The sequence below is a fragment of the Pseudarthrobacter sp. B907 genome (assembly GCF_040137805.1).
Classification (GTDB): domain Bacteria; phylum Actinomycetota; class Actinomycetes; order Actinomycetales; family Micrococcaceae; genus Arthrobacter.
Map to the genome: position 1 here is coordinate 148,401 of NZ_JBEEQE010000005.1, position 21,602 is coordinate 170,002.

Here is a 21,602-nt window from a genome sequence, read left to right on the forward strand (position 1 = left end):
TCGCATCACGTCTTCCATGGGGAAAACGCATGTTCAATCGACGCCCCACTGCGGCGCGCCCGAATCGCAGCTGGCAGCAATCTAAGTCCTTCTGGATCGTTGCGGCACTGGTGCTGCTCCTGGTCATCGCCTCCGCCGCCTCCTCCGGGTTCGGCGGCATCATCTTGATGCTGGGCCTGGTCGCACTGATCACCGGGCTCTACGCTCTGCTCACCAAACGGAAAACGTGGGTGAGGCTGCCGCACCGCAAATCCGCCGGCATTGTGGCCAGTCTCGGTGCTATCGCTTTGTTGGTCGGCACCGGCGTAATCGGGGCCACCGCAGCCCCCAGCGCCCCCGTCGTCAATAAAGCGGCGCTCGTGGCCTCCCAGCCGGCAACCACGACTGCCACGCCTACGCCTACGCCCACACCCACCGCCACGAACCCGGCCCGCACTGCCTGCCTGTCGGCAGCGGCCACCCAGGTCTATCAAGGTGCCGCCCTGGTCTGCACCCAGGGCACCGACGGCAAGCTGCTCTGGCTGCCGGAGGCTGAGTCCAAGGTGATCGTCAAGGCAGCAGCAGACAAGAAGGCGGCCGAGGATAAGGCGGCAGCCGAAAAACTCGCCGCGGAAAAGCAGGCGGCGGCCGACAAGGTGGCAGCGGAGAAGGCAGTAGCAGACCAAGCTGCGGCCGACGCCGCAGCAGCAGAGGCGGCACGCCTCGCAGGACCGCCGGCCCCGGCAGCTCCGTATGTGCCGGCCGCACCCGCCGGTCCCAACGTGGTCCACCCGGGAGCGTTCTGCAGCGGGGGTGTCGGTGTCACCAGCACTGGCAAGCCTATGGTGTGTGCCCCGGCGAAGGATGGAAAGATGCGCTGGATCGGAGCCTAGCAGCAGGGCGAAGCGGCCTGGGAGTACAACTTTTAGGTCCATAGCCAAAGCTGGTGGCCCCGACCCTTAGCAAACTGAATGGTCCGGGGTGGGGGTTGGAGCGGGGCTCCAACGCAGTGTGCTTCAGCAATGTCCGGCCTTCCCAGCCTGGCACTCAGACCCTCAAACCACCGCCGCCTGGAAGTGCTTCTCGATGAGCCCCCTGATGTCTTCGTGGCAGCCGCCGCAGCCGGTGTCGGCGCGGGTGGCCCCGGCCACCTCGGCCAGCGTCCCGCACCCTGACGCAACCGCGGCGGCAATGGCGGTTCCGCTCACTCCGGCGCAGCGGCACACGGTCCGCTCGGGATCAGCCGCAGCAGGCGCTGCCTGGTCCGGGCCGTCCAGGCGCAGCAGCAATGACCGGTCCGCGGGCAGCTCGGCGCCGCGTTCGAAGAGCTGCACCAGTTCGGCCGCCGTGCGGGGCATGCCCACGGCCACCAGCCCCTCGAGCACCCCGGCCCGGGTGGTCATCTTGACGTAGCGGCCGTGCTCGGGGTCGGACCACTGGGCCACCTGCAGCCGCGCCCGCCCGCCCACGGACCCGGCGGTCAAAGCCTCCTCATCCCACGGCTCGGCGGACACGTTACCGGCCACGGCCATGGTCAGCCCGCGGGCCTTGAGCACCACTACCCCCGGTTGTTCGGCCGGCAGCGGCGGCAACGCATCAGCCTCAGCATCAGCTCCGGATGCCAGCAGCGTCAGATACCCGGCCAGCCATTCGGCCTGCCGCCAGCCCGGGCCCACCAGCCCGGACGGGCCGCGGGCACTCCGGCACACCAGGCAGTCCGGGTCGGGGCAACGGACCTCGGCGCAGTCGCCGATCGCGAAAATGTGAGGTTCGTGGTGCGCCCTCAAACGGTGGTCCACCAGGATGCCGGCCGCCGTCGACAGTCCGCAGCCCTCGGCCAGCTCCGTCCTTGGCCGCACGCCGCAGGAGAGCACCAGCAGCTCGCCGTCGATCGCGGAACCGTCCTCCAGCAGCAGCGCGGAGAAGCCGCCGTCGGCCCCGGTCTCCACGGCGACGGATCGGGCGTTGCAGGCCACCCGCACGCCGCAGTTCCGCAGCGACGCCGCGACCACGGCGCCGCCGCCGCGGTCGATGTTGCGGCCCAGCGGATGCGGGCCGTTGTGCACCACGGTCACGGTGGCGCCCTCCTCGGCCGCGGCCAGCGCCGTCTCCAGGCCGAGGACGCCGCCGCCCAGGACCACCACGCGCTTGCCGCCGGCCACCGCCGCCTGCAGCGCCGCGGCGTCCGCCAGGTCGCGCAGCGCCGTCACACCTTCGGGCAGTACCGGGGCGGCCGGATCCGGGTTCAGGCCGGTGAGGTTGGGGATCACCGGCCGTGACCCGGTGGCGAAGACCAGCCGGTCGTAGCCGGGGGAGCTGCCGTCGCTTAGCAGGACCCGCTGCCGGGCCCGGTCCACCCGGCGGACCCGGACCCCCAGCCGGACCTCGACGCCGTCGGCCACCAGGGCGGCCGCGTCCGCCAGCGCCAGGGCGGCCGCCGTCGTCCGGCCGACACCGAGGTCGGCCACCAGCACGCGGTTGTACGCGGCCTCCGCTTCCTCGCCGACGACGGTCAGGTGCACCAGCCCCCTCCGCACCGCCGGCAGCAGTTCGTCGATCAGCCGCGCCGCCACCGGGCCGAAGCCCACCACCACAATCCGCTCCGTCATGGCGCACCTTCCATCTGCAGAACCTCGGCGCGGGCGCCCGCCCGGGCAGGCCGGACCCACACCTTGCTGGTCTTGAACTCGGGCATGCCGGAGACCGGATCGGTGGCAGCCTCGGTGAGCCGGTTGGCGCTCTCCAGCCCCGGGAAGTGGAACGGCAGGAACACCGTCTCAGGCCGGATGTCGGCGCTGAGTTCGGCCCGGCAGAGGACCTCGCCGCGCGCGTTGGCGACCGCGACGACGTCGCCGTCGGCGATGCCCTGCGCCGCGGCGGCCGCCGGGTGCAGCTGCAGCCGTGCCTCGGGCCGGGCCGCGGCGAGGGCGGCCACCCGGCGGGTCTGGGCACCGGACTGGTAGTGCTCCAGCAGGCGCCCGGTGATTAGGGTCATCGGCGTGCCCGCGGCCTCCGGATCGCCGGCAAGCGTCCGACGGCGTGGCGCCACCGGGGTGAACACCGCCCGGCCGTCCGGATGGGCAAACGAGTCCCGGAACAGCCGCGGCGTCCCGGTGCTCCCGGCCGGATAGGGCCAGTAGGCTTCTACGCCGCGGTCCAGGAGGGCGTAATCGATCCCGGAGTAGTCTGCCGCACCGCCAGCGGAAGCGAGCCGGAGCTCCTCGAACACGGTCTCCGGGTCCTCGCTGAACGTCGACGGCGCATCGAGCAGTTCCGCCAGCCGGGTCATGATCCACAGTTCGCTGCGCACCCCGGGCGGCGGCGCGATGGCCCGGCGCCGGCGGAGCACCCGGCCCTCGAGGTTGGTCAGCGTGCCTTCCTCCTCGGCCCACTGGGTGACCGGCAGGATCAGGTCCGCCTCGGCCGCGGTCTCGGAGACGAAGAAGTCGCAGACCACCAGAAAATCCAGGCTGCGCAGCCCGGCGATCACCACGTTCGCGTCCGGCGCGGAGACCGCCACGTTGGCGCCGTGCACGAACAGGCAGCGGACGCCGTCGGGCTGTCCCAGCGATTTGAGCAGTTCGACGGCGGGGACGCCGGGGCCGGGAATCGAGGCCTCCGGCACGCCCCAGACCGCCGCCATGTGGGCGCGGGCGGCGGGGTCGGTGATCTTGCGGTAGCCGGGAAGCTGGTCGGCTTTCTGGCCGTGTTCGCGGCCGCCCTGGCCGTTGCCCTGGCCGGTGAGGGTCCCGTAGCCGCTGCGTGCCGAGCCGGGCAGGCCCAGCAGCAGGGCGAGGTTGATAGCGGCGGTGGCGGTGTCCGTGCCGTCCACGTGCTGTTCCACGCCGCGGCCGGTGAGGATGTAGCTGCCGCCGCGCGCCCGGCCCTCGGCGAGGCGGCGGGCGGAGTCGCGGATCAGCCCGGCCGGAACCCCGGTAAGGGACTGCACGCGCTCGGGCCAGTAGCCGGCGACGCTGCGGGCCAGCGCGGCGTACCCGGTGGTCCGGTCCGCGATGAACCCGGCATCGGCCAGTCCTTCGTGGATGACCACGTGGGAGAGGCCCAGCAGCAGCGCGAGGTCGGTGCCGGGCAGCGGCTGCAGGTGCAGGCCGCCGCCGTCGGCGGTGAACGCCGCGGTGGCGGAGCGGCGGGGGTCGACGACCATCAGCCCGCCGGCGTCGCGAGCGCCCTGCAGGTGCTGGACGAACGGCGGCATGGTCTCCGCCACGTTGGAACCGAGCAGCAGGATCGTGCTGGCGGCGTCGAGGTCCGCCAGCGGGAACGGCAGGCCACGGTCCAGGCCGAAGGCGCGCATCCCGGCCGCGGCGGCGGAGGACATGCAGAACCTGCCGTTGTAGTCGATCCGCGAGGTTCCCAGGGCCAGCCGGGCGAACTTGCCCAGCTGGTAGGCCTTCTCGTTGGTGAGGCCGCCGCCGCCGAAGACCCCGACGGCGTCCGGCCCGTACCGGGCGCGGGTCGCCTTCACCGCGGTGGTGATGCGCTCCAGTGCCTCGTCCCAGCTGACCGGGCGGTGCACGCCGTCGGCGCCCCTGAGCAGCGGCTCGGTGACGCGGCCCGGGTGCTCCAGCAACGACGCCGAGGTCCAGCCCTTGTGGCACAGTCCGCTGCGGTTGGTGGGGAAGTCGCGGCCGGCCACCTCCAGCGGGGCCGCCTCAAGCGAAGCGGCAGCCGTTGCCGGGGCGGTCAGCGTCATGGCGCACTGCAGCGCGCAGTAGGGGCAGTGCGTGGCGGCGCCGTCGGCCATTTAGACGTGTCCTTTGCCGTGGCGGGCTGCGGGCCGCAGGTAGCAGGCCCAGCACACGGCCAGCATCACGAGGTAGGCCGCGACGAAGCCGTAGAAGGCCGGGGTGTAGGAGCCGCTGGCGGTGTTGGAGGCGTTGAGGACCTGCGGGATCACGAATCCGCCGTAGGCGCCGATCGCGGAAATAAGGCCCAGCGCCGAGGACGCCAGCCGCTGGGTGGCCACCGTGCTGGCCCCGGACCGGGCCGCCCGGCTGTGCAGGGCGAAGATCACCGGGATCATCCGGTAGGTGGCCCCGTTGCCGAAGCCGCTGGCCGTGAACAGCGCCAGGAACAGGGTGAGGAAGAGCCAGAAGTTCGCCAGCGGCAGCGTCCAGACCATGGTCAGGGTGATCACGGCCATCGCGGCGAACGCGGTCACGGTCATCCGCGCCCCGCCCAGCCGGTCCGCCATCCTGCCGCCGAAGGGCCGGGCCAGCGAGCCGACCAGCGGGCCCAGGAACGCCAGCGACAGCGCCACGGTGCCGACGCCGATCGAGGAGAACGTCGGGAAGTAGTCCTTGATCAGCTTCGGGAACACGCCGGCGAAGCCGATGAAGGAGCCGAAAGTGCCGATGTAGAGCAGGGCCATGATCCACAGGTGCGGTTCCTTCACCGCGGCGAGCGAGCCGGCGACGTCGCCCTTGGCACTGGTGAGGTTGTCCATGTACTTCCAGGCGCCGAACGCGGCCAGCAGGATCAGCGGGATCCACATCAACCCGGCCACCGGCAGGTTCACGGCACCCGCGGCGAGCAGCGTGACGGCGATCGGGACGGCGAGCTGGGCGACGGCGGCGCCGAGGTTCCCGCCGGCGGCGTTCAGTCCCAGCGCCCAGCCCTTTTCGCGGGCCGGGTAGAAGAAGGTGATGTTGGCCATGGAGCTGGCGAAGTTGCCGCCGCCGAAGCCGGCCAGGGCGGCCACGAGCAGCATCACGCCGAACGGGGTGCCGGGGTTGCCGACGCACAGGGCCAGCCCGGTCGAGGGGATCAGCAACAGCAGGGCCGAGACGATGGTCCAGTTCCGGCCGCCGAAGCGCGGGACCATAAAGGTGTAGGGGATCCGGAGCGTCGCGCCGACCAGGCTGGGCATCGAGATCAGCCAGAAGATTTCGTTCGTGGAGAAGCGGAAGCCGGCCGAGGGGAGCTGGACCACCACAATCGACCAGAGTTGCCAGACCACAAAGCCCAGGAACTCGGCGAAGATGGACCAGTTCAGGTTCCGGCGGGCGATGCCGCGGCCCAGGGATTCCCACTGGGCCTTGTTCTCGGCGTCCCAGTTGGCGATCCAGCGGCCCGGGCGGTACTCCAGCGCGGGGCCGCCGACGGCGGTGCCGTCGGCGGGTGCGGTGCGGCCGGGTGCGGCAGGCGTGGAGCCGGCGTCGTGGTTCGGGGAAACGCCGGTGATGGCGTCGGCAATGCGTTCAGTCATGGGGACCTCCTTCGGGGATGTCCCTCAAAACTAGGGACGCCGCGTTTCCGGGACCCTCGCGCTTTGTTAACGTGCTGTGACGTTTGCCTATCGGCGCTTTTGTGACGGCGTGAGGCCGCGCCCTGTCAGCGCTTCAATGACCTGCTCGACGGTCGGTGCGCCCGCATGACCGCCCGGTGTGGGGTAGATCCGGCAGGCGAGATCACTGCTAGGCGCCCCGCCGGGGAAGATGTCCGCCCCGTCCGCGGTGATCGTGGGCGAACCGGCGAATCCGGTCCCGGCGGTGTCGGCGGCAGATTCTATGAGCCGCAACTGGACCGCGACGTCGTCGCGCCCCAGGGCGGCCAGGGCCGCTTCGACCCGTTCGAAGGCCAGCGCCGTGTTGGGGCAGTCGGCGATGTGGAGGAGTTCTATTTTCATGTGTTCATGGTTTCTGTCTGGTCTCCGGCGTACTTTCCGGCGTCGGTGGGATTCTGAGTGGCGCGTCCGTGCAGTGGCGGCATGGCGAGGGTGACGACTTTGGGTTCGGGACCGGTTCCGCAGCCCGCGCAACAGCCGGCAACACCGCCGCCGTGGGCATCGTCGTCCTCGTCGGCCCCGGCGTGGGGGACGGCGCAGCAGACGTCCCCTTTCCATGCGTTGATGCCTTCGCGGACGGCGATCCCGGCGATGACCAGTGCCGCGCCGGCGTCCGCCCACCACCATCCCAGCGTGCTGTTCAGGACGAGGCCCAGCAGCAGGACCGCGGAGAGGTAGGTGCACAGCAGCGTCTGCTTGGAATCTGCCACCGCGGTCCTGGAGCCGAGTTCGCGGCCGGCCCGGCGCTGCAGCCAGGACAGGACGGGCATCACGGCCAGGCTCAGGGCAGCGACTACGATGCCCGGTGTGGAATGCTGTGCCTCGCCGCCTCCGGCCAGCGACCTGACGGCGTCCACGGCGACAAACAGTGCCAGGGCGAAGAAGGAGATTGCGATGATGCGCAGGGTCAGGTGCTCGCGCCGTTCCGGGTCTTTCGCTGAGAACTGCCAGGACAAGGCGACGGCGGAGGCGACCTCGATTACGGAATCAAGTCCAAAGCCGATGAGGGCGGTGGAGTCCGCGACGTTGCCCGCCCAGAGGGCGACGACGGCCTCAACGACGTTGTAGGTGATTGTCGCGGCCGCAAACAGCCGGATGCGCCGGCTAAGCGTGGCACGGCGGGCGGCGGTCGGGCCGGGCTGAATCGCTATGGTCATGCCAGGCACGTCCCGTCCGGGGCGCAGCAGGCGGGGTCAACGGCCAGCACGACGCCGAGCAGGTCCCTGATTGCGTGGCCCAGACGGGCGTCGGCCAGCTCGTAGCGCGTCCGCCGGCCATCCGGAGTGGCCACCACGAGGCCGCAGCCCCGAAGGCAGGTCAGGTGGTTGGACATGCTCTGCCGGGAGACCCCCAGGGAATCGGCGAGCTCCGAGGGGTGGGCGGCCGCGTCCGACAGGGCCAGCAGGATCCGCGCCCGGGTGGGGTCGGAGACCGCGTAGCCGAACCGGGCCAACACCGGGGCATGCGTGAGGGTTTCCATCTACTTAAAGTACATCCGGGGATGTATTCAGACAATCTTGTATTGAGCTGTTTTTTCAGCCTGCGTTGCGCGGCGCGAACATGATCACGGCCACCCCGAGCAGGCAGATCGCCGAACCGGCGATATCCCACCGGTCCGGCCGGAAGCCATCGAAGATCATGCCCCAGGCCAGGGAACCCGCCACGAACACGCCCCCGTAGGCGGCAAGGATTCGGCCAAAGTGGGCATCGGGCTGCAGGGTCGCGGCAAAACCGTAGATCCCCAGGGCGACTACCCCGAGGCCGGCCCACCACCATTCCTTGCCCTCGCGCACCGCCTGCCACACGAGCCACGCGCCCCCGATTTCTGCGGCGGCGGCCAGGACGAACAGCACGATCGTTTTTGCAATGGTCACGTGTCCATCATGTCAGCGCGCAGCGAGGTGGGCGGCGGGCGCTCCGGAACGACACGCGGCGTCCAAATAATGGAACATTTGTCCATTGGGTGGACGCGAGGAACTATTATCGACGGTATATCCATTCCTTAGCCGGCCTCTCTCCGCAGGGCGGCCCGGTCTTCATGAAAGCGTCACTACATGTCATCCACCGCCACTTCAGCGGAGCAGGGGTCTGCCAAGCAGGTGAACTCGCGCGGCCGCGTGATCGTCGCCAGCCTGATCGGCACCACCGTTGAGTTCTACGACTTCTACGTCTACGCCACGGCTGCCGTCCTGGTCTTCCCGAAGCTCTTCTTCCCGGGCCAGAACGAGACCACCCAGCTGCTGAGCTCCTTTGCCGTCTTCGGCGTCGCGTTCATCGCCCGCCCGCTCGGCTCGATCGTTTTCGGCCACTTCGGTGACAAGTTCGGCCGCAAGGGCACCCTCGTGGCGTCGCTGCTCACCATGGGCATCGCGACCTTCCTGATCGGCTGCCTCCCTACCGCCCTGGTCCCGGGCTGGGAGTTCTGGGCACCGGCCCTGCTGGTCGTTATGCGCTTCGCCCAGGGCCTGGCCCTCGGCGGCGAATGGAGCGGAGCGGCCCTGCTGGCCACCGAGAACGCCCCGGCCAACAAACGCGCCATCTACGGCACCTTCCCGCAGCTGGGCGCCCCGATCGGCTTCATCATCGCCAACGTCATCTTCCTGGTCTTCAGCTACGCGCTCTCGCCGCAGGCCTTCGCCGACTGGGGCTGGCGCGTGCCGTTCCTGCTCAGCGCCGTCATGGTCATCATCGGCCTGTACGTCCGGCTCAAGCTGATCGAAACCCCCGCCTTCACCAAGGTCCTCGAGTCCAACGAGGTCGCCAAGCTGCCCCTGGGCCGCGTCTTCAAGACCAGCTGGCGCCAGCTGATCCTGGGCACCTTCATCATGCTCGCCACCTACGTGCTCTTCTACCTGATGACCACGTTCACGCTGACCTACGGCACCCGCGCCTCCAGCCTGGAGGCCGCCAAGGCCGCCGCCGAGAAGGCCGGCAAGCCGATGACCGAGGCGGCCGCCGCCGCGTTCGTTCCGGGCCTGGGCTACACCCGCAACGACTTCCTGTGGATGCTGATTGCCGGCGTTGTGTTCTTCGGCATTTTCACCTTGGTCTCCGGCCCGCTGGCCGAAAAGTACGGCCGCCGCAAGATGCTGATGGCTGTCACGGGCGGCATCTTCGCCTTCGGCCTGCTGTTCGTCCCGCTGTTCAGCGGCGGCTTCATCGGCACCATGGCCCTGCTGATCATCGGCTTCTCGCTGATGGGCCTGACCTTCGGTCCGATGGGTGCACTCCTGCCGGAACTGTTCCCGACCAACGTCCGGTACACCGGTTCGGCCATCAGCTACAACGTCTCGTCCATCCTGGGCGCGGCGGTGGCACCGTTCATCGCCGTCTGGCTCTGGGAAATGGCGAAGGGCAGCCCGGTCCTGGTGGGCGTGTACCTGACGCTTATGGCCGTGCTGACGCTGATTGCCCTGTTTGTGAGCAAAGAAACCCGCGACCTGGAATACGAGAACAACGTCGCCTGACGCTCCAGCCCGGTTACCGGTTGAAATGCCCGGTGTGTTCGGTGAACACGCCGGGCATTTCCGTGTCGCCGGGCGGTGGCGGCTGAGTAACTGGGCGGGAACGACGACGGCGCCCCGCCCCCGCCCCGCCCCGCCCCCGCCCCGGTGCGGCACCGTTACCGGGCGTAGCGCTCTACAAAGTTGCGCAGGATGGCCATCGGCTCGGTGACGTTGTGCTCGCGGGCCTGGGCCATCAACTCCTCGGCCGAGTCGGGCGGGAAGTAGCCGGCGTGGCGGTAGATGTCGATCCGGGTGGTCAGGCCGTCGACATCGAGCTCGGGGTGGAACTGCGTGGCGTAGAGGTTGGAGCGGATCCGGAACATTTGCACCGGGCAGGTCTCGGAGCTGGCCAGTAGCACCGCCCCGCCGGGCAGTACGGTGCACGCCTCCTTGTGGCCGACAAACGCCGTGAACCGCTCCGGCAGGCCGCGCAGAAGCGGGTCCTGCTGCCCGGCTTTGGTCTGCCTGACGGTGACGCCGCCGAGCCCCTCGCCGTAGGTCCGGTCGATCACGGCGCCCTGGTGCAGGCCAAGGGTGCCGACGCCGTAGCAGGCGCCCAGGAACGGGAAGTCCTCGGCCACGATCCGGTCCAGCAGGGCAAACAGCTCGCGCTCCACCCGGTGCTGGACCTCGCTCTTGTGCTCCGCCGGGTCGCTGGAGGTGAAGGGGCTTCCGCCCACGATCACGCCCGAGTAGTCGCTGAGCTCCAGCGCCGGCAGCGGCGCGGACTCCATCCGGACGCGGCGCAGCTGGGCCTCGACCAGGCCGGTGTAGCGCAGGTAGGCGAGGTATTCGTCGTCGGCGGCGGCGTCCTCGGAACGGGAGGCGAGCAGCAGGAAGGGCTTCACGTACTAAGTCTGCCTCCCGCCGCCCGCTGCCGCTATTCGGCTGCCTCGCCGTCCTCGATCATCGCGATGACCGCGCCCGCGGAGACGGTCTCGCCGGCGGACGCGGAGAGTCCGATCACGATGCCGGCGCGGTGCGCGGTGAGCGGCTGTTCCATCTTCATGGCCTCGAGCACCACCACGAGGTCGCCCTCGGCCACCCGCTCGCCCTCGGCGACGGCCACCTTCACGATGGTGCCCTGCATGGGGGAGGTCAGCGCGTTGCCGCCGGCCGGAGCCGCGGCGCTGGCGCTGCGGGAGCGCTTCTTGGCCTTCGCGGGCTTGGCGCCGCCACCGCCGGAGACGGTGCCCAGCGACGCCGGCAGCACCACCTCGAGCCGCTTGCCGCCGACCTCGACGACGACGCGCTGGCGGTCGCCGGCGTCGGCCGCCTCGGCCCCGGCGCCGGACGGCGTCCAAGCGGGGATGTCGTTGACGAAAGCCGTCTCGATCCAGCGGGTGTGGACCTTGAACGGGCCTTCTGCCGGGGCGAAGTCGGGGTTGCTGACGACGGCGAGGTCGAACGGGATGACGGTGGGGATGCCCTCCACCACCATTTCCTCGAGCGCGCGGCGGGAGCGTTGCAGGGCCTGGGCGCGGGTGGCGCCGGTGACGATCAGCTTGGAGAGCATCGAGTCGAAGTTGCCGCTGATCACGTCGCCCTGCTCCACGCCGGAGTCGACCCGCACGCCGGGGCCGGTGGGGTTCTTGAGCCCGGTGATGGTGCCGGGGGCGGGCATGAAGTTCCGGCCCGGGTCCTCGCCGGTGATGCGGAATTCGATCGAGTGGCCGCGGACCTCCGGATCGCCGTAGCCGAGCTCCTCGCCGCGGGCCAGCCGGAACTGCTCGCGGACCAGGTCGATGCCGGTGACTTCCTCGGAGACGCAGTGCTCCACCTGGAGGCGGGTGTTGACCTCGAGGAAGGAGATCGTCCCGTCCTGGCCGACGAGGAATTCGCAGGTGCCGGCGCCGAGGTAGCCGGCTTCCTTGAGGATGGCCTTGGACGATTCGTAGAGCCGCCGGTTCTGTTCCTCGGTGAGGAACGGGGCGGGCGCTTCCTCCACGAGCTTCTGGTTGCGGCGCTGCAGCGAGCAGTCACGGGTGGAGACGACGACGACGTTGCCGTGCGCGTCGGCGAGGCACTGGGTCTCGACGTGGCGCGGGGCGTCCAGGAAGCGCTCGATGAAGCATTCGCCTCGGCCGAAGGCGGCGGTGGCCTCGCGCACGGCAGATTCGAAGAGTTCGGGGATTTCCTCGCGGGTGCGGGCCACCTTGATGCCGCGTCCGCCGCCGCCGAAGGCTGCCTTGATGGCGACCGGCAGGCCGAACTTGTCCACGAACTCGAGGATTTCCTCGGCGGATTCGACCGGGTCGGCGGTGCCGGGGACCTGCGGGGCGCCGACCTTCTCGGCGATGTGGCGGGCCTGGACCTTGTCGCCGAGGGCGGAGATGGCCTCGGGGGAGGGCCCGATCCAGGTGATCCCGGCGTCGATCACTTTGGCGGCGAACTCGGCGTTCTCGGCGAGGAAGCCGTAGCCGGGGTGGACGGCGTCGGCGCCGGCGCGCTGGGCCACCTCGATCAGCTTGTCCATCACGAGGTAGGACTCGGCGGCGGTGTTGCCGCCCAGAGCGTAGGCCTCGTCGGCGAGCTTGACGTGCAGGGCGTCGCGGTCCGGCTCGGCGTAGACCGCCACGGAGGCGATGCCTTCATCGCGGGCCGCGCGGATGATGCGCACCGCGATTTCGCCGCGGTTGGCGATCAGCACCTTGCTCAGGGGGCGGGTGCCCGGCGTGGTGGTGGCGGGCACTGGCGTTGCGGACTGCTCCGAATTTGCTGACAAGGCGTCTCCTTCTTTCCTTCAGGGAGCCTAGCGCGGTTTTGTGGGTTCCGCCGAGATTACTTGCGGATCCCGCGCGTAAACGGCCGATCCTTTGTGGGGTTCCTACAAGGGGGTGCGAAATGGCTCACTCGGCGCGGGCGTTGGTGCTTACACCGTGCTCACTCAGGCTTCACTCGGCGCGGATGTCCGCCGGGTTGGCCGCGCCGCCGGTCCAGAGCTCGGTGACGCCCACCTTGGCCTGGCCCAGGAGGGCCCGCAAGGTGGAGATGGAGAGCCCGACGACGGTGTGTGGGTCGCCGTCGACCTTGCGGATGAACGCCCCGCCGTAGCCGTCGATCGTGAAGGAGCCGGCGCACTGCAGCGGTTCGCCGGTGGCGATGTAGCTGTCGATTTCGTCCTCGCTCATCTCCAGGAAGTGCACCTCCGCGGAGTTCACGAAGCCGAGGGTCGCGCCGGTACCGGCGCCGCCGCCTTCGCTGTCCGGGCCGCCGTCGGTGTCACGGCAGTCCACCAGCCAGTGGCCGGTGTGCAGCACACCCAAGCGGCCGCTCATCCGGAGCATCCGCTCCTTGGCGACCTCGGCGGTGTACGGCTTGCCGTGGGCCTCGCCGTCGAACTCGAAGACCGAGTCGCAGCCGATCACCAGGGCGCCCTCGGCCTCCGGCAGCGAGGCGACCGCCTCGGCCTTGGCGCGGGCCAGCAGCAGGGCGGTGTCGTGCGGGTCGGTCACGCCGTAGCGGGCCTGCACGGCGTCCTCATCGACGTCGGAGACGAGGACCTCGTGGGCGATGCCGGCGTTGCTGAGCAGCTTGGTGCGGGCGGGGGACTGGGAGGCAAGAATGAGGCGGGTCACGCAACCAGCCTAGTTCACCGGGTTAAGGCAACGCGGGGTCACTTACGGCCCATCCCGAGGGGATTAATGGGCGCGAAGTGACCCCGCGTTGCTTTTGCGGCGGAAGATCAGCGCGCGCCGACTTCCTCCGGCTCACCCTCGGGCTCGGCGACGGCGTCCGCCGTCGAAACGGCCGGCTGGCGCAGCTTGGCGCCTTCGACGTCGACGTCCGGCAGGATCCGGTCCAGCCAGCGCGGCAGCCACCAGGCCTTGCTGCCGAGCAGGTACATCACGGCGGGGACGATCGTCATCCGGACCACAAACGCGTCCACCAGCACGCCGAACGCCATCGCAAAGCCCAGCGGCCGGACCATGTTCAGGTGCGAGAAGATGAAGCCGGAGAACACGCTAACCATGATGATCGCGGCGGCGGTGACCACGGCGGCCGCGTGGCTGAAACCGGAGCGCACCGCGTGCTTGGCGGTTTCGCCGTGCATGTAGGACTCGCGCATGCCGGAGGCGATGAACACCTGGTAGTCCATGGCGAGGCCGAACAGCACACCGATAAGGATAATCGGCAGGAAGCTCAGCACCGCGCCCGGGTTCTCGACGCCGAACACGGTCCCCAGCCAGCCCCACTGGTAGACCGCGACGACGCCGCCGAACGCAGCCGCGAGCGAGAGCAGGAAGCCGCCGGTGGCCAGCAGCGGCACCACGATGGAGCGGAACACCAGCAGCAGCAGGATCAGCGAGAGCCCGACGACGATTGCCAGGTACGGCGGCAGCGCGTCTCCGAGTTTGGTGGACACGTCCACGTTGCCCGCGGTCTGGCCGGTCAGGCCGATGCCGACCCCGGTGGAGTCCTTGATCCGGGTCTTCTCGGCGCGCAGCTCGGCGACCACCTTGACCGTGCTGGCACTGGCGGGACCCTCCTTCGGGAGCACCTGGAAGACGGCGGTGCGGCGGTCCTCGCTCAGGGCCAGCGGCACGGCGGCGGCGACGTTGTCGGTGCCGCGCAGGATGTCCGCGACGTCGAACTGCTTGGCCTTCGCCTCGGCTTCGCTCAGTCCCGCGGGCAGGTCGCCGACGACGATGATCGGCCCGGTCATGCCCTCACCGAAGCTGCGCTTGGTGACGTCGTAGGCCTGGAAGGCCTGCGAGGCCACCGGCTCGGAACTGGCGTCCGGCAGGGCGAGCCGGAGCTGGCTGGCGGGCAGCGCCACCACACCCAGCAGGGCCACCCCGGCCAGCAGCGCCAGCCAGGGGTGCTTGGTGACGACGCCGCCCCAGCCGTGGCTGCTGCGGTATTCGTCCTTGGCCAGGTCCTCGGTCTCGTGCCCCGGCGCTGCGTTGTGCCGCTCCGCCTTGGCCCACGCCCGCTTGGACACGAGTTTGCGGCCCACCAGGGACAGGATGGCGGGAGTCAGCGTCAGGGCAACGACGACGGCGACGGCCACCGTCGCGGCGGCCGAGAGGCCCATCACGGCCAGGAACGGCAGGCCCGGAACCACCAGGGCGGCCAGGGCGATGATCACGGTAAGGCCGGCGAAGAGGACGGCATTGCCGGAGGTGCCGGTGGCCAGCGCCACGGATTCCTCGGGGTCCATCCCGGCGAGCAGCTGGCCGCGGTGCCGGTTGACGATGAACAGCGAATAGTCGATCCCGACAGCGAGGCCCAGCATCAGGGCGAGCATGGGGGAGATGGAACTCATGTCCACGGCGCCGCTGAGTGCGAAGGTTCCGCCGACGCCGACGGCCACGCCGACCACCGCCATCAGCAGCGGGAGGCCCGCGGCAATCAGGGTGCCGAGCATGACCACCAGGACCAGGGCGGCGACGGCGATGCCGATGACCTCGGCGGTGCCGAAGACCTCGGAGATGTCCTCGCTGATCTCCTTGCTGGGCAGGGCGGTCACATTGGCGGCGGAGACTTGCTTGACGATGTCCTGGACTTCCTGCCGTACCTCGGGCTTCAGGCCGTTGATCGAGGTCTTGAACTGGACCTGGGCGATGGCGGCCTTGCCGTCCTCCGAGACGAAGCGCAGGCCCCGCGAGGCCTCCAGTTGGCGCTTGCCGAGGGCCAGCTTGGCGTCGCCGGCCTCAAGGTCCTTGGTGCCGGCGTCGAGCTTGGCCTGGCCTGCGGCGAGGGCGGCCTTCTGCTGGCCGAGCTGGGCCTCGATGGCGGCCGGCGGCAGGCCGGCGGCCATCATCTGCTGTTCGGCAGCTGCCAGCTGGGCCTTGCCGGCGGCGAGCTCAGCGGCGGACTTGTCCAGCTGCGCCTTGCCCGCGGCCGCCTGCTGCTCACCGGCGGCGAGGTCCGTGGCGGCCTTGTCCAGCTGAGCCTGGGTCGCGAACGGGTCAACGGTTCCCTGCACGTCGGGGATGGACTTGAGCTTGGCCAGGGCGGCCGAGACTGCGTCCTGGCCGGCCTGGCTGAAACGCGCGTCGTTGGCCTCGAACACAATGCTCGCCGAGCCGCCCGAGGACGCCGGGAGCTCCTTCTTGAGCTTGTCCGCCATCTGCTGGGTTTCGGTACCCGGGATCTGGAAGTTGTTGGACAGGGTGCCGTGGAAGGCGGCCGCGGCGCCGCCGACGGCGATCATCACGGCGAGCCACAGCGAGACGACGAGCCAGCGGTGGCGGTAGGAGAACTTGCCGAGGCGGTACAGCAGTAGTGCCATGTCAGAACCGATCTGGGGAAGGGGCGGTGGTGGCGGCGGGAGCGGCTGCCGGGGAGGAGAATCCGGAGCCGAGCAGGCTCATGGAGTCGATCAGGAGTTGGCGCAGGGTGGAGAGCGATTCGGGGGAGAGGGAGCCCCCGCAGCGGGCGAACCAGAGGTCCATGGCGGCTTTGCCGCAGGAAATGATGGAGCCGGCGAGGGCGCGGAGGTAGAGTTCGTCAACCTCGACGCCGGTGCCGGTGCCGTCGCCCCGGCCGAAGCGCACCCGGGCGGCGTCGATGATCTCGGCCGTGCAGTGGTCCCAGGCTTCGAGCTCGGAGCGGTTCAGCTGCGGGTTGGACTGGCCCAGGCTGTAGAGCTCGGCCAGCGGCGCCACAGTCATCGGGTCTGCGAGTTCGACCAGCGCGGCGCGGGCGGATTCCAGGATCGGCTCGTTGGCCGGGCGGAGCCGGAACTGCTGCAGCGCCGTGTCCAGGAAGCCGTGGGTCACCGAGGCGATGACCGCCTCGGTGCTGGAAAAGTAGTTGAAGAAGGTGCGCCGGGAGATGGCGGCGGCGTCGGCGATGTTCTCCACGGTGAAGTTGCCCGGGCCGTTGGCACGGAGCAGGCCCAGGGCCGCCTCGGTAATGGCCTGGCGGGTGGCCGCCTTGTTGAGCTCGCGCCGCGACGGCGCGGCTGACCCGGCGTCGACGTCGGGCCCGGAAAGTTCAGGAGAGGGCATGTGCTTACACTATGTGCATGTTTGCACTCCGGGCAACTTTAGTCGCCAGTGCCGGTCCGCCGGGCTAGCTGCACGGACTGGCCGGTGGCGCCGGCCTCGCCTTCAGCAAGCGGAATTGCGAGCACGGCGGTGCCGTAGGCGCAGATTTCGGTCCAGTTGTTGGCCATGTGCGCCGTGTCGAACCGCATCGCGACGATCGCGTTGGCGCCGCGCTGCGCGGCCTCGGCGACCATCCGTACCATCACCTCCTGCCGGCTCTCGTAGAGGACCTGGGTCAGTTCGCGGAGCTCGCCGCCTGCCAGCGACCGCAGCCCCGCCACCACCTGGCCCCCGATGTCCCGAGCGCGGACGGTCAATCCCATGACCTCGCCGAAGACGGCGTCGATCCGGTGGCCGGGGATGTCGTTCGAGGTGACGATCAGCATGTCCTGAGCCTAGCCATATTGCCGGCGGTGGCAACGGAAAAGCCGGCGGGAATCTTTCACAGCAAGATGAAAGGTTGTGAACAGCTTCAGCCGAGCCCGCCGGCGCAGACTGGAGGCACGTCTTGAAAAAGACAGCGCAGCAAGTAGAGAACCGAGCCGTCACCGCACGGCAGATCCAGGAGACATCACATGTCACGTACCAAGAGAATCACGCTCGGCGTTTCGGCCACGGCCCTCGCCCTGGGCGCCGGCCTCGGACTGGCCGGGATGGCTTCCGCCACCACGACGCCGACCCCCACTCCCAGCGCCAGCTCCAGCGCGCCTGCGGATGGCAGCACCACGCCGGGTGACGGCATGGGCATGCGCGGCGGGCACGGCCACGGCGGCGAACGCGGCGAGAAGGCGTCCGAGCTGGCCACCAAGCTCGGCGTCGACGAGGCCAAGGTCACCGCGGCCCTGAAGGCCTTCCGCGACGCGCACAAGCCGACCACCCCGCCGGCCGAAGGCACCAAGCCGGACCGCACCGCCATGCAGGCGGAGCTGGCCAAGTCGCTCGCCGCGTCCCTCGGCATCGACGAGGCCAAGGTCACCGCGGCCCTCGAGGAGCTGCGCACTGCCGAACAGTCGGAGCACGCTGCGGCGCTGAAGACCCGGCTGGACAAGGCCGTCAGCGACGGCACGCTGACCCAGGCCGAGGCCGACGCGGTCACCAAGGCCGTGGCGAAGGGCGTCATCGGCGGACGCGGCCGCTAAGCCCGCCAGGGCACAGGCAAAAAAGTAGTCCCCGGGAATTTCCCGGGGACTACTTTTTTGTGCCAGGGCCTTTGGCCGTGGGCCCGTTGCTAGGCCTTCGCGCCGGCCAGTTCGCGCCCGGCCGGTGCGCCGCCGTCGGCGTCAAGGGAAGCGTCAACTGGAGCGGCGTCAACAGTGTCAACAACGTCGTCGCTGAACGGGTCGCCGTTGCGCGGGGCGTTGTAGAGCGCCTCGTCGAGGATGCCCTGGCGCTTGGCCACGATGGTGGGGACCAGGGCCTGGCCGGCCACGTTGACCGCGGTGCGGCCCATGTCCAGGATCGGGTCGATCGCCAGCAGGAGCCCGACGCCGGCCAGCGGCAGTCCCAGCGTGGAGAGCGTCAGGGTCAGCATCACAACGGCGCCGGTGGTGCCGGCGGTCGCGGCGGAGCCCAGCACCGAGACGAGGGCGATCAGCAGGTACTGGCTGAAGTCCAGCTGGATGCCGAAGAACTGGGCCACGAAAATCGCGGAGATGGCCGGGTAGATCGCGGCGCAGCCGTCCATCTTGGTAGTGGCTCCCAGCGGCACGGCGAAGGAGGCATAGGCGCGGGGCACGCCCAGGGAGCGCTCGGTCACGCGCTGGGTCAGCGGCAGGGTGCCCACCGAGGACCGGGAGACGAAGGCCAGCTGCACGGCCGGCCAGACGCCGGAGAAGTACTGCTTGATGGACAGGCCGTGGCTGCGGACCAGGACCGGGTAGACCACGAACAGCACGAGCGCCAGGCCCACGTAGATGGCGAAGGTGAACTTGCCGAGGGAGCCGATGGTGTCCCAGCCATAGACGGCCACGGCGTTGCCGATCAGGCCGACCGTGCCGAGCGGGGCGATCCGTATGATCCACCAGAGGACCTTCTGGATCACGGCCAGGGCGGAGGCGTTGAGGTTCAGGAACGGCTCGGCGGCCTTGCCCACCTTGAGCGCGGCGATGCCGACGGCGATCGCGATCACGAGGATCTGCAGGACGTTGAAACTCACGGCGGTGGTGGCGACGCCGTCGGTGACGGTGGTGCTGGCCCCCAGGCCCAGGAAGTTCTTCGGGAACAGGCCGATCAGGAAGGCCCACCAGTCACCGGACTTGCCGGCGTACTTGGCCTGCTGCGTGATGCCGGTGCCGGCGCCCGGCTGCAGCAGCACGCCCAGGCCGATGCCGATCAGCACGGCGATCAGCGAGGTGATGGCGAACCAGAGCAGCGTGTTCCAGGCCAGCCGGGCCGCGTTGGAGACGGCGCGCAGGTTGGAGATGGAGCTGACGACGGCGGTGAAGATGAGGGGCACGACGGCGGTCTGCAGCAGCGAGACGTAGCTCGAGCCGATGGTCTGCAGGGTGGCGCCGAGGGCGTTCGGGTTGGTCTTGGTGCTGCCCGTGTACTTCGCGAGCAGGCCAAGGCCCAGGCCGACGATCAGGGCGGCGATGATTTGGAAGCCAAAAGAGCCGGCCCATTTGGGCAGCTGGAAACCGGGCTTTCCTGCGGTTGCGGGGGTGCTTGTCTGAGTGGTCACCCGAACACGCTAGAACCCCCGCGCATAACACGACGAACAAACGTTGAGAAATATTACGCACTCCGAATATTCCCCCGCCCACAAAATCCCCGGAAAGACGCCGAAAGACCACCCGTTTATGAAGTTATTCCACCCCGGGATGTGGCGATTGTCTCGTGTGGACGGGTCGCGAGGACCAGGCATGGAAAGTGCGCCAGGCCCGGGGGAGCAGGCAGCGGCGCGGCAGTCTTCCGGAAGCGTGCGTCTAAGCGTGGGCCCACGCCGTCAGGGTTCCCTGGCCGAGCTTGCGAGGTTAGGGAGACGGTGGGGAGAACGAGCGAGCACGCGGAGGAAGGCGGCCGTGCCGCTGCACCGGGAGGCGGCTGCACGGCCGCCTTCCCGGACAACCCGGCCTACCCCAGGAGCGCCCGCTTCAGCGTGTCCAGCCCCACGGACCCCATGTTCAGCGCCTTGGAGTGGAACGCCTTCAGGTCGAAGCCCGGGCGGGATTCGAGCTCGCTGCGGATCTGCTCCCAGAGCCGCTGGCCCACCTTGTACGACGGCGCCTGACCCGGCCAGCCGAGGTAGCGGGTGAACTCGAACTTCAGCTGGCCCTCGCTGATCGCGAGGTTCTGCTTGAGGAACTCGTACCCCGTATCCGGAGTCCAGGTGCCCGACCCCCAACGCTCGGGCACCTGCAACTCCAGATGTACGCCAATATCGAAGACCACCCGGGCGGCCCGCATGCGCTGCATGTCCAGCATGCCCATGTGGTCGCCCGGATCCTTCAGATAGCCCAGTTCCTGCATGAGCTTCTCGGCGTACAGTGCCCAGCCTTCCCCGTGGCCGGAGGTCCAACAGACATTGCGCCGCCACTTGTTCAGCAGTTCGCGGCGGTAGGTGGCGGTGGCGACCTGCAGGTGGTGGCCCGGAACGCCCTCGTGGTAGACCGTGGTGGTCTCGGCCCAGGTGGTGAAGGTGTCCTCACCCGGCGGCACGGACCACCACATCCGGCCCGGGCGGCTGAAGTCATCCGACGGGCCGGTGTAGTAGATGCCGCCCTCCTGGGTGGGGGCAATCTTGCACTCGAGGGTCTTCATGGCGTCCGGAATGTCGAAGTGCACGCCGGCGAGGTCGGCCACGGCCTTGTCGGAGAGCTCCTGCATCCAGGCCTGAAGGGCGTCGGTGCCCTTGAGCTGGCGGGACGGATCGTTGTTCAGGATCTCCTTGGCCTCGTCAACCGTGGCGCCGGGGCGGATCTGGTTGGCCACCCGCTCCTGCTCGGCGATCAGCCGGTCGAGTTCCTGCACGCCCCAGGCGTAGGTCTCCTCGAGGTCCACGGTGGCGCCGAGGAAGGAGCGGGAGGCCAGGGCGTAGCGCTCGCGGCCCACGGCGTCCTTCTCCGGGGCGGCCGGCAGCAGCTCGGCTTCCAGGAAGCCGGCCAGCCGGGCGTAGGCGGCACGGGCGGCGGCAGCGCCGGCGTCGAGCTTGGCCTGCACGTCCTCCGGCAGCGGGCCCTCGGCGGTCTTCGCCTCGGCGGCGAGCTTGGCGAAGAAGCCGTCCTCCGCGGCGTGCTTGGTGGCCTGCTCGATCACGATCCGCACCTGCCGGGCGGCGGCGATCCGGCCGGCCTCCTTGGCGGTGCGCAGGGACACGATGTAGCCGTCCAGGGCGGCCGGGACGTTGTGCGCCCTGCCCGCGATGTGGTCCCACTGCGCGGCGGTGTCGGTCGGCATCAGGTCGAAGATCGCGCGGATCTCCTGGGACGGGGAGGCGATGTTGTTCAGCTCGGCCAGGTCCCAGCCGGACTCGTGGATTTCCAGCTGCAGGCCCAGGCGTTCGCGCATCGCGTCCAGGGTGACGGCGTCGACGTCGTCCGCGGGCTCCAGCCCCTGCAGCGCAGTGAGGGCCGCGCGCGCGGCGGCGGCGAACTCCCCGTGACCGGCCGGGGAGAAGTCCGGGTACTCGGTTTCGTGGCCGGGCAGGCCGAGTTCGGTGGCGAAACTCGGGTTTAGCCGGATCAGGGTGTCCGTGAAAGCGTCGGCGACGGCGTCGATCGCGGTCTGCGGGCGCGCAGCCCCCGGGTTGTCGGGCGTGGTGTTCTCAGTTGTTTCGGTAGTCACCCGAACGAGACTAGCCGGGCCGGGCCAGTT

General features: G+C 69.6%; 18 protein-coding genes. 3 read left to right on the forward strand and 15 right to left on the reverse strand.

Translation table 11 applies throughout. The features are described from left to right. The first annotated feature begins 29 nt into the window (after nucleotides 1-29). The gene (locus ABLI39_RS06345; protein ID WP_349412586.1) at nucleotides 30-872 is read left to right on the forward strand and encodes a hypothetical protein; all 843 of its coding nucleotides are present in this window, start codon (nucleotides 30-32) and stop codon (nucleotides 870-872) included. A gap of 162 nt (nucleotides 873-1,034) precedes the next feature. On the opposite strand, the gene ABLI39_RS06350 is transcribed toward ABLI39_RS06345, so the two are convergent. The 7 genes from ABLI39_RS06350 to ABLI39_RS06380 form a co-directional block, all read right to left on the reverse strand. Then, entirely contained in the window at nucleotides 1,035-2,588 is a 1,554-nt protein-coding gene (locus ABLI39_RS06350; protein WP_349412587.1) for an FAD-dependent oxidoreductase, read from the reverse strand. Then, the gene (locus ABLI39_RS06355) at nucleotides 2,585-4,744 is read right to left on the reverse strand and encodes a molybdopterin oxidoreductase family protein (protein WP_349412588.1); all 2,160 of its coding nucleotides are present in this window, start codon (nucleotides 4,742-4,744) and stop codon (nucleotides 2,585-2,587) included. Before ABLI39_RS06355 ends, ABLI39_RS06350 begins: the two co-directional genes overlap by 4 nt. Continuing rightward, entirely contained in the window at nucleotides 4,745-6,208 is a 1,464-nt protein-coding gene (locus ABLI39_RS06360; protein ID WP_349412589.1) for an MFS transporter, read from the reverse strand. It abuts the gene before it with no gap. A gap of 87 nt (nucleotides 6,209-6,295) precedes the next feature. Then, nucleotides 6,296-6,628, reverse strand: coding sequence for a thioredoxin family protein (locus ABLI39_RS06365; RefSeq protein ID WP_349412590.1), 333 nt, complete (start codon nucleotides 6,626-6,628; stop codon nucleotides 6,296-6,298). Beyond that, the gene (locus ABLI39_RS06370; protein WP_349412591.1) at nucleotides 6,625-7,443 is read right to left on the reverse strand and encodes a cation diffusion facilitator family transporter; all 819 of its coding nucleotides are present in this window, start codon (nucleotides 7,441-7,443) and stop codon (nucleotides 6,625-6,627) included. The genes ABLI39_RS06365 and ABLI39_RS06370 overlap by 4 nt, the downstream gene beginning before the upstream one ends. Next, nucleotides 7,440-7,766, reverse strand: a complete 327-nt coding sequence (locus tag ABLI39_RS06375) for an ArsR/SmtB family transcription factor (RefSeq protein WP_349412592.1) — start codon at nucleotides 7,764-7,766, stop codon at nucleotides 7,440-7,442. Before ABLI39_RS06375 ends, ABLI39_RS06370 begins: the two co-directional genes overlap by 4 nt. A gap of 55 nt (nucleotides 7,767-7,821) precedes the next feature. After that, nucleotides 7,822-8,160: a YnfA family protein gene (locus ABLI39_RS06380; RefSeq protein WP_349412593.1), complete on the reverse strand. Its 339-nt coding sequence runs from the start codon at nucleotides 8,158-8,160 to the stop codon at nucleotides 7,822-7,824. A gap of 180 nt (nucleotides 8,161-8,340) precedes the next feature. Between ABLI39_RS06380 and ABLI39_RS06385 the strand changes: the two genes are divergently transcribed. Then, nucleotides 8,341-9,753 (forward strand): MFS transporter, encoded by a 1,413-nt coding sequence (locus tag ABLI39_RS06385; RefSeq protein WP_349412594.1) that lies wholly within the window; start codon nucleotides 8,341-8,343, stop codon nucleotides 9,751-9,753. A gap of 155 nt (nucleotides 9,754-9,908) precedes the next feature. On the opposite strand, the gene ABLI39_RS06390 is transcribed toward ABLI39_RS06385, so the two are convergent. The 6 genes from ABLI39_RS06390 to ABLI39_RS06415 all read right to left on the reverse strand — a co-directional run bounded on the left by ABLI39_RS06390 (nucleotide 9,909) and on the right by ABLI39_RS06415 (nucleotide 17,176). After that, complete coding sequence (locus ABLI39_RS06390; RefSeq protein ID WP_349412595.1) at nucleotides 9,909-10,640, reverse strand: glutamine amidotransferase; 732 nt, start codon at nucleotides 10,638-10,640, stop codon at nucleotides 9,909-9,911. Nucleotides 10,641-10,672: 32 nt separating this feature from the next. Then, nucleotides 10,673-12,517, reverse strand: a complete 1,845-nt coding sequence (locus ABLI39_RS06395) for an acetyl/propionyl/methylcrotonyl-CoA carboxylase subunit alpha (RefSeq protein ID WP_502935196.1) — start codon at nucleotides 12,515-12,517, stop codon at nucleotides 10,673-10,675. Between the two features lie 169 nt (nucleotides 12,518-12,686). Beyond that, on the reverse strand, nucleotides 12,687-13,370 hold the full coding sequence (locus ABLI39_RS06400) for a Maf family protein (RefSeq protein ID WP_349412597.1): 684 nt from the start codon (nucleotides 13,368-13,370) through the stop codon (nucleotides 12,687-12,689). Nucleotides 13,371-13,477: 107 nt separating this feature from the next. After that, nucleotides 13,478-16,030 (reverse strand): MMPL family transporter, encoded by a 2,553-nt coding sequence (locus ABLI39_RS06405; RefSeq protein ID WP_349412598.1) that lies wholly within the window; start codon nucleotides 16,028-16,030, stop codon nucleotides 13,478-13,480. 1 nt (nucleotide 16,031) lies between these two features. Further along, complete coding sequence (locus tag ABLI39_RS06410) at nucleotides 16,032-16,751, reverse strand: TetR/AcrR family transcriptional regulator (RefSeq protein ID WP_349412599.1); 720 nt, start codon at nucleotides 16,749-16,751, stop codon at nucleotides 16,032-16,034. A gap of 38 nt (nucleotides 16,752-16,789) precedes the next feature. After that, a complete protein-coding gene (locus ABLI39_RS06415; protein WP_349412600.1) occupies nucleotides 16,790-17,176 on the reverse strand; it encodes a YbjQ family protein in 387 nt (128 codons plus the stop codon). A gap of 189 nt (nucleotides 17,177-17,365) precedes the next feature. Between ABLI39_RS06415 and ABLI39_RS06420 the strand changes: the two genes are divergently transcribed. After that, nucleotides 17,366-17,929, forward strand: a complete 564-nt coding sequence (locus ABLI39_RS06420; RefSeq protein WP_349412601.1) for a hypothetical protein — start codon at nucleotides 17,366-17,368, stop codon at nucleotides 17,927-17,929. Nucleotides 17,930-18,018: 89 nt separating this feature from the next. On the opposite strand, the gene ABLI39_RS06425 is transcribed toward ABLI39_RS06420, so the two are convergent. Both ABLI39_RS06425 and ABLI39_RS06430 read right to left on the reverse strand, forming a co-directional pair. After that, nucleotides 18,019-19,470 carry a dicarboxylate/amino acid:cation symporter gene (locus tag ABLI39_RS06425; RefSeq protein WP_349412602.1) on the reverse strand — a complete coding sequence of 484 codons (1,452 nt, stop codon included), beginning with the start codon at nucleotides 19,468-19,470 and terminating at the stop codon, nucleotides 18,019-18,021. A 392-nt stretch (nucleotides 19,471-19,862) separates the two neighbouring features. Further along, nucleotides 19,863-21,572, reverse strand: coding sequence for a DUF885 domain-containing protein (locus tag ABLI39_RS06430; RefSeq protein WP_349412603.1), 1,710 nt, complete (start codon nucleotides 21,570-21,572; stop codon nucleotides 19,863-19,865). Nucleotides 21,573-21,602: the final 30 nt, after the last annotated feature.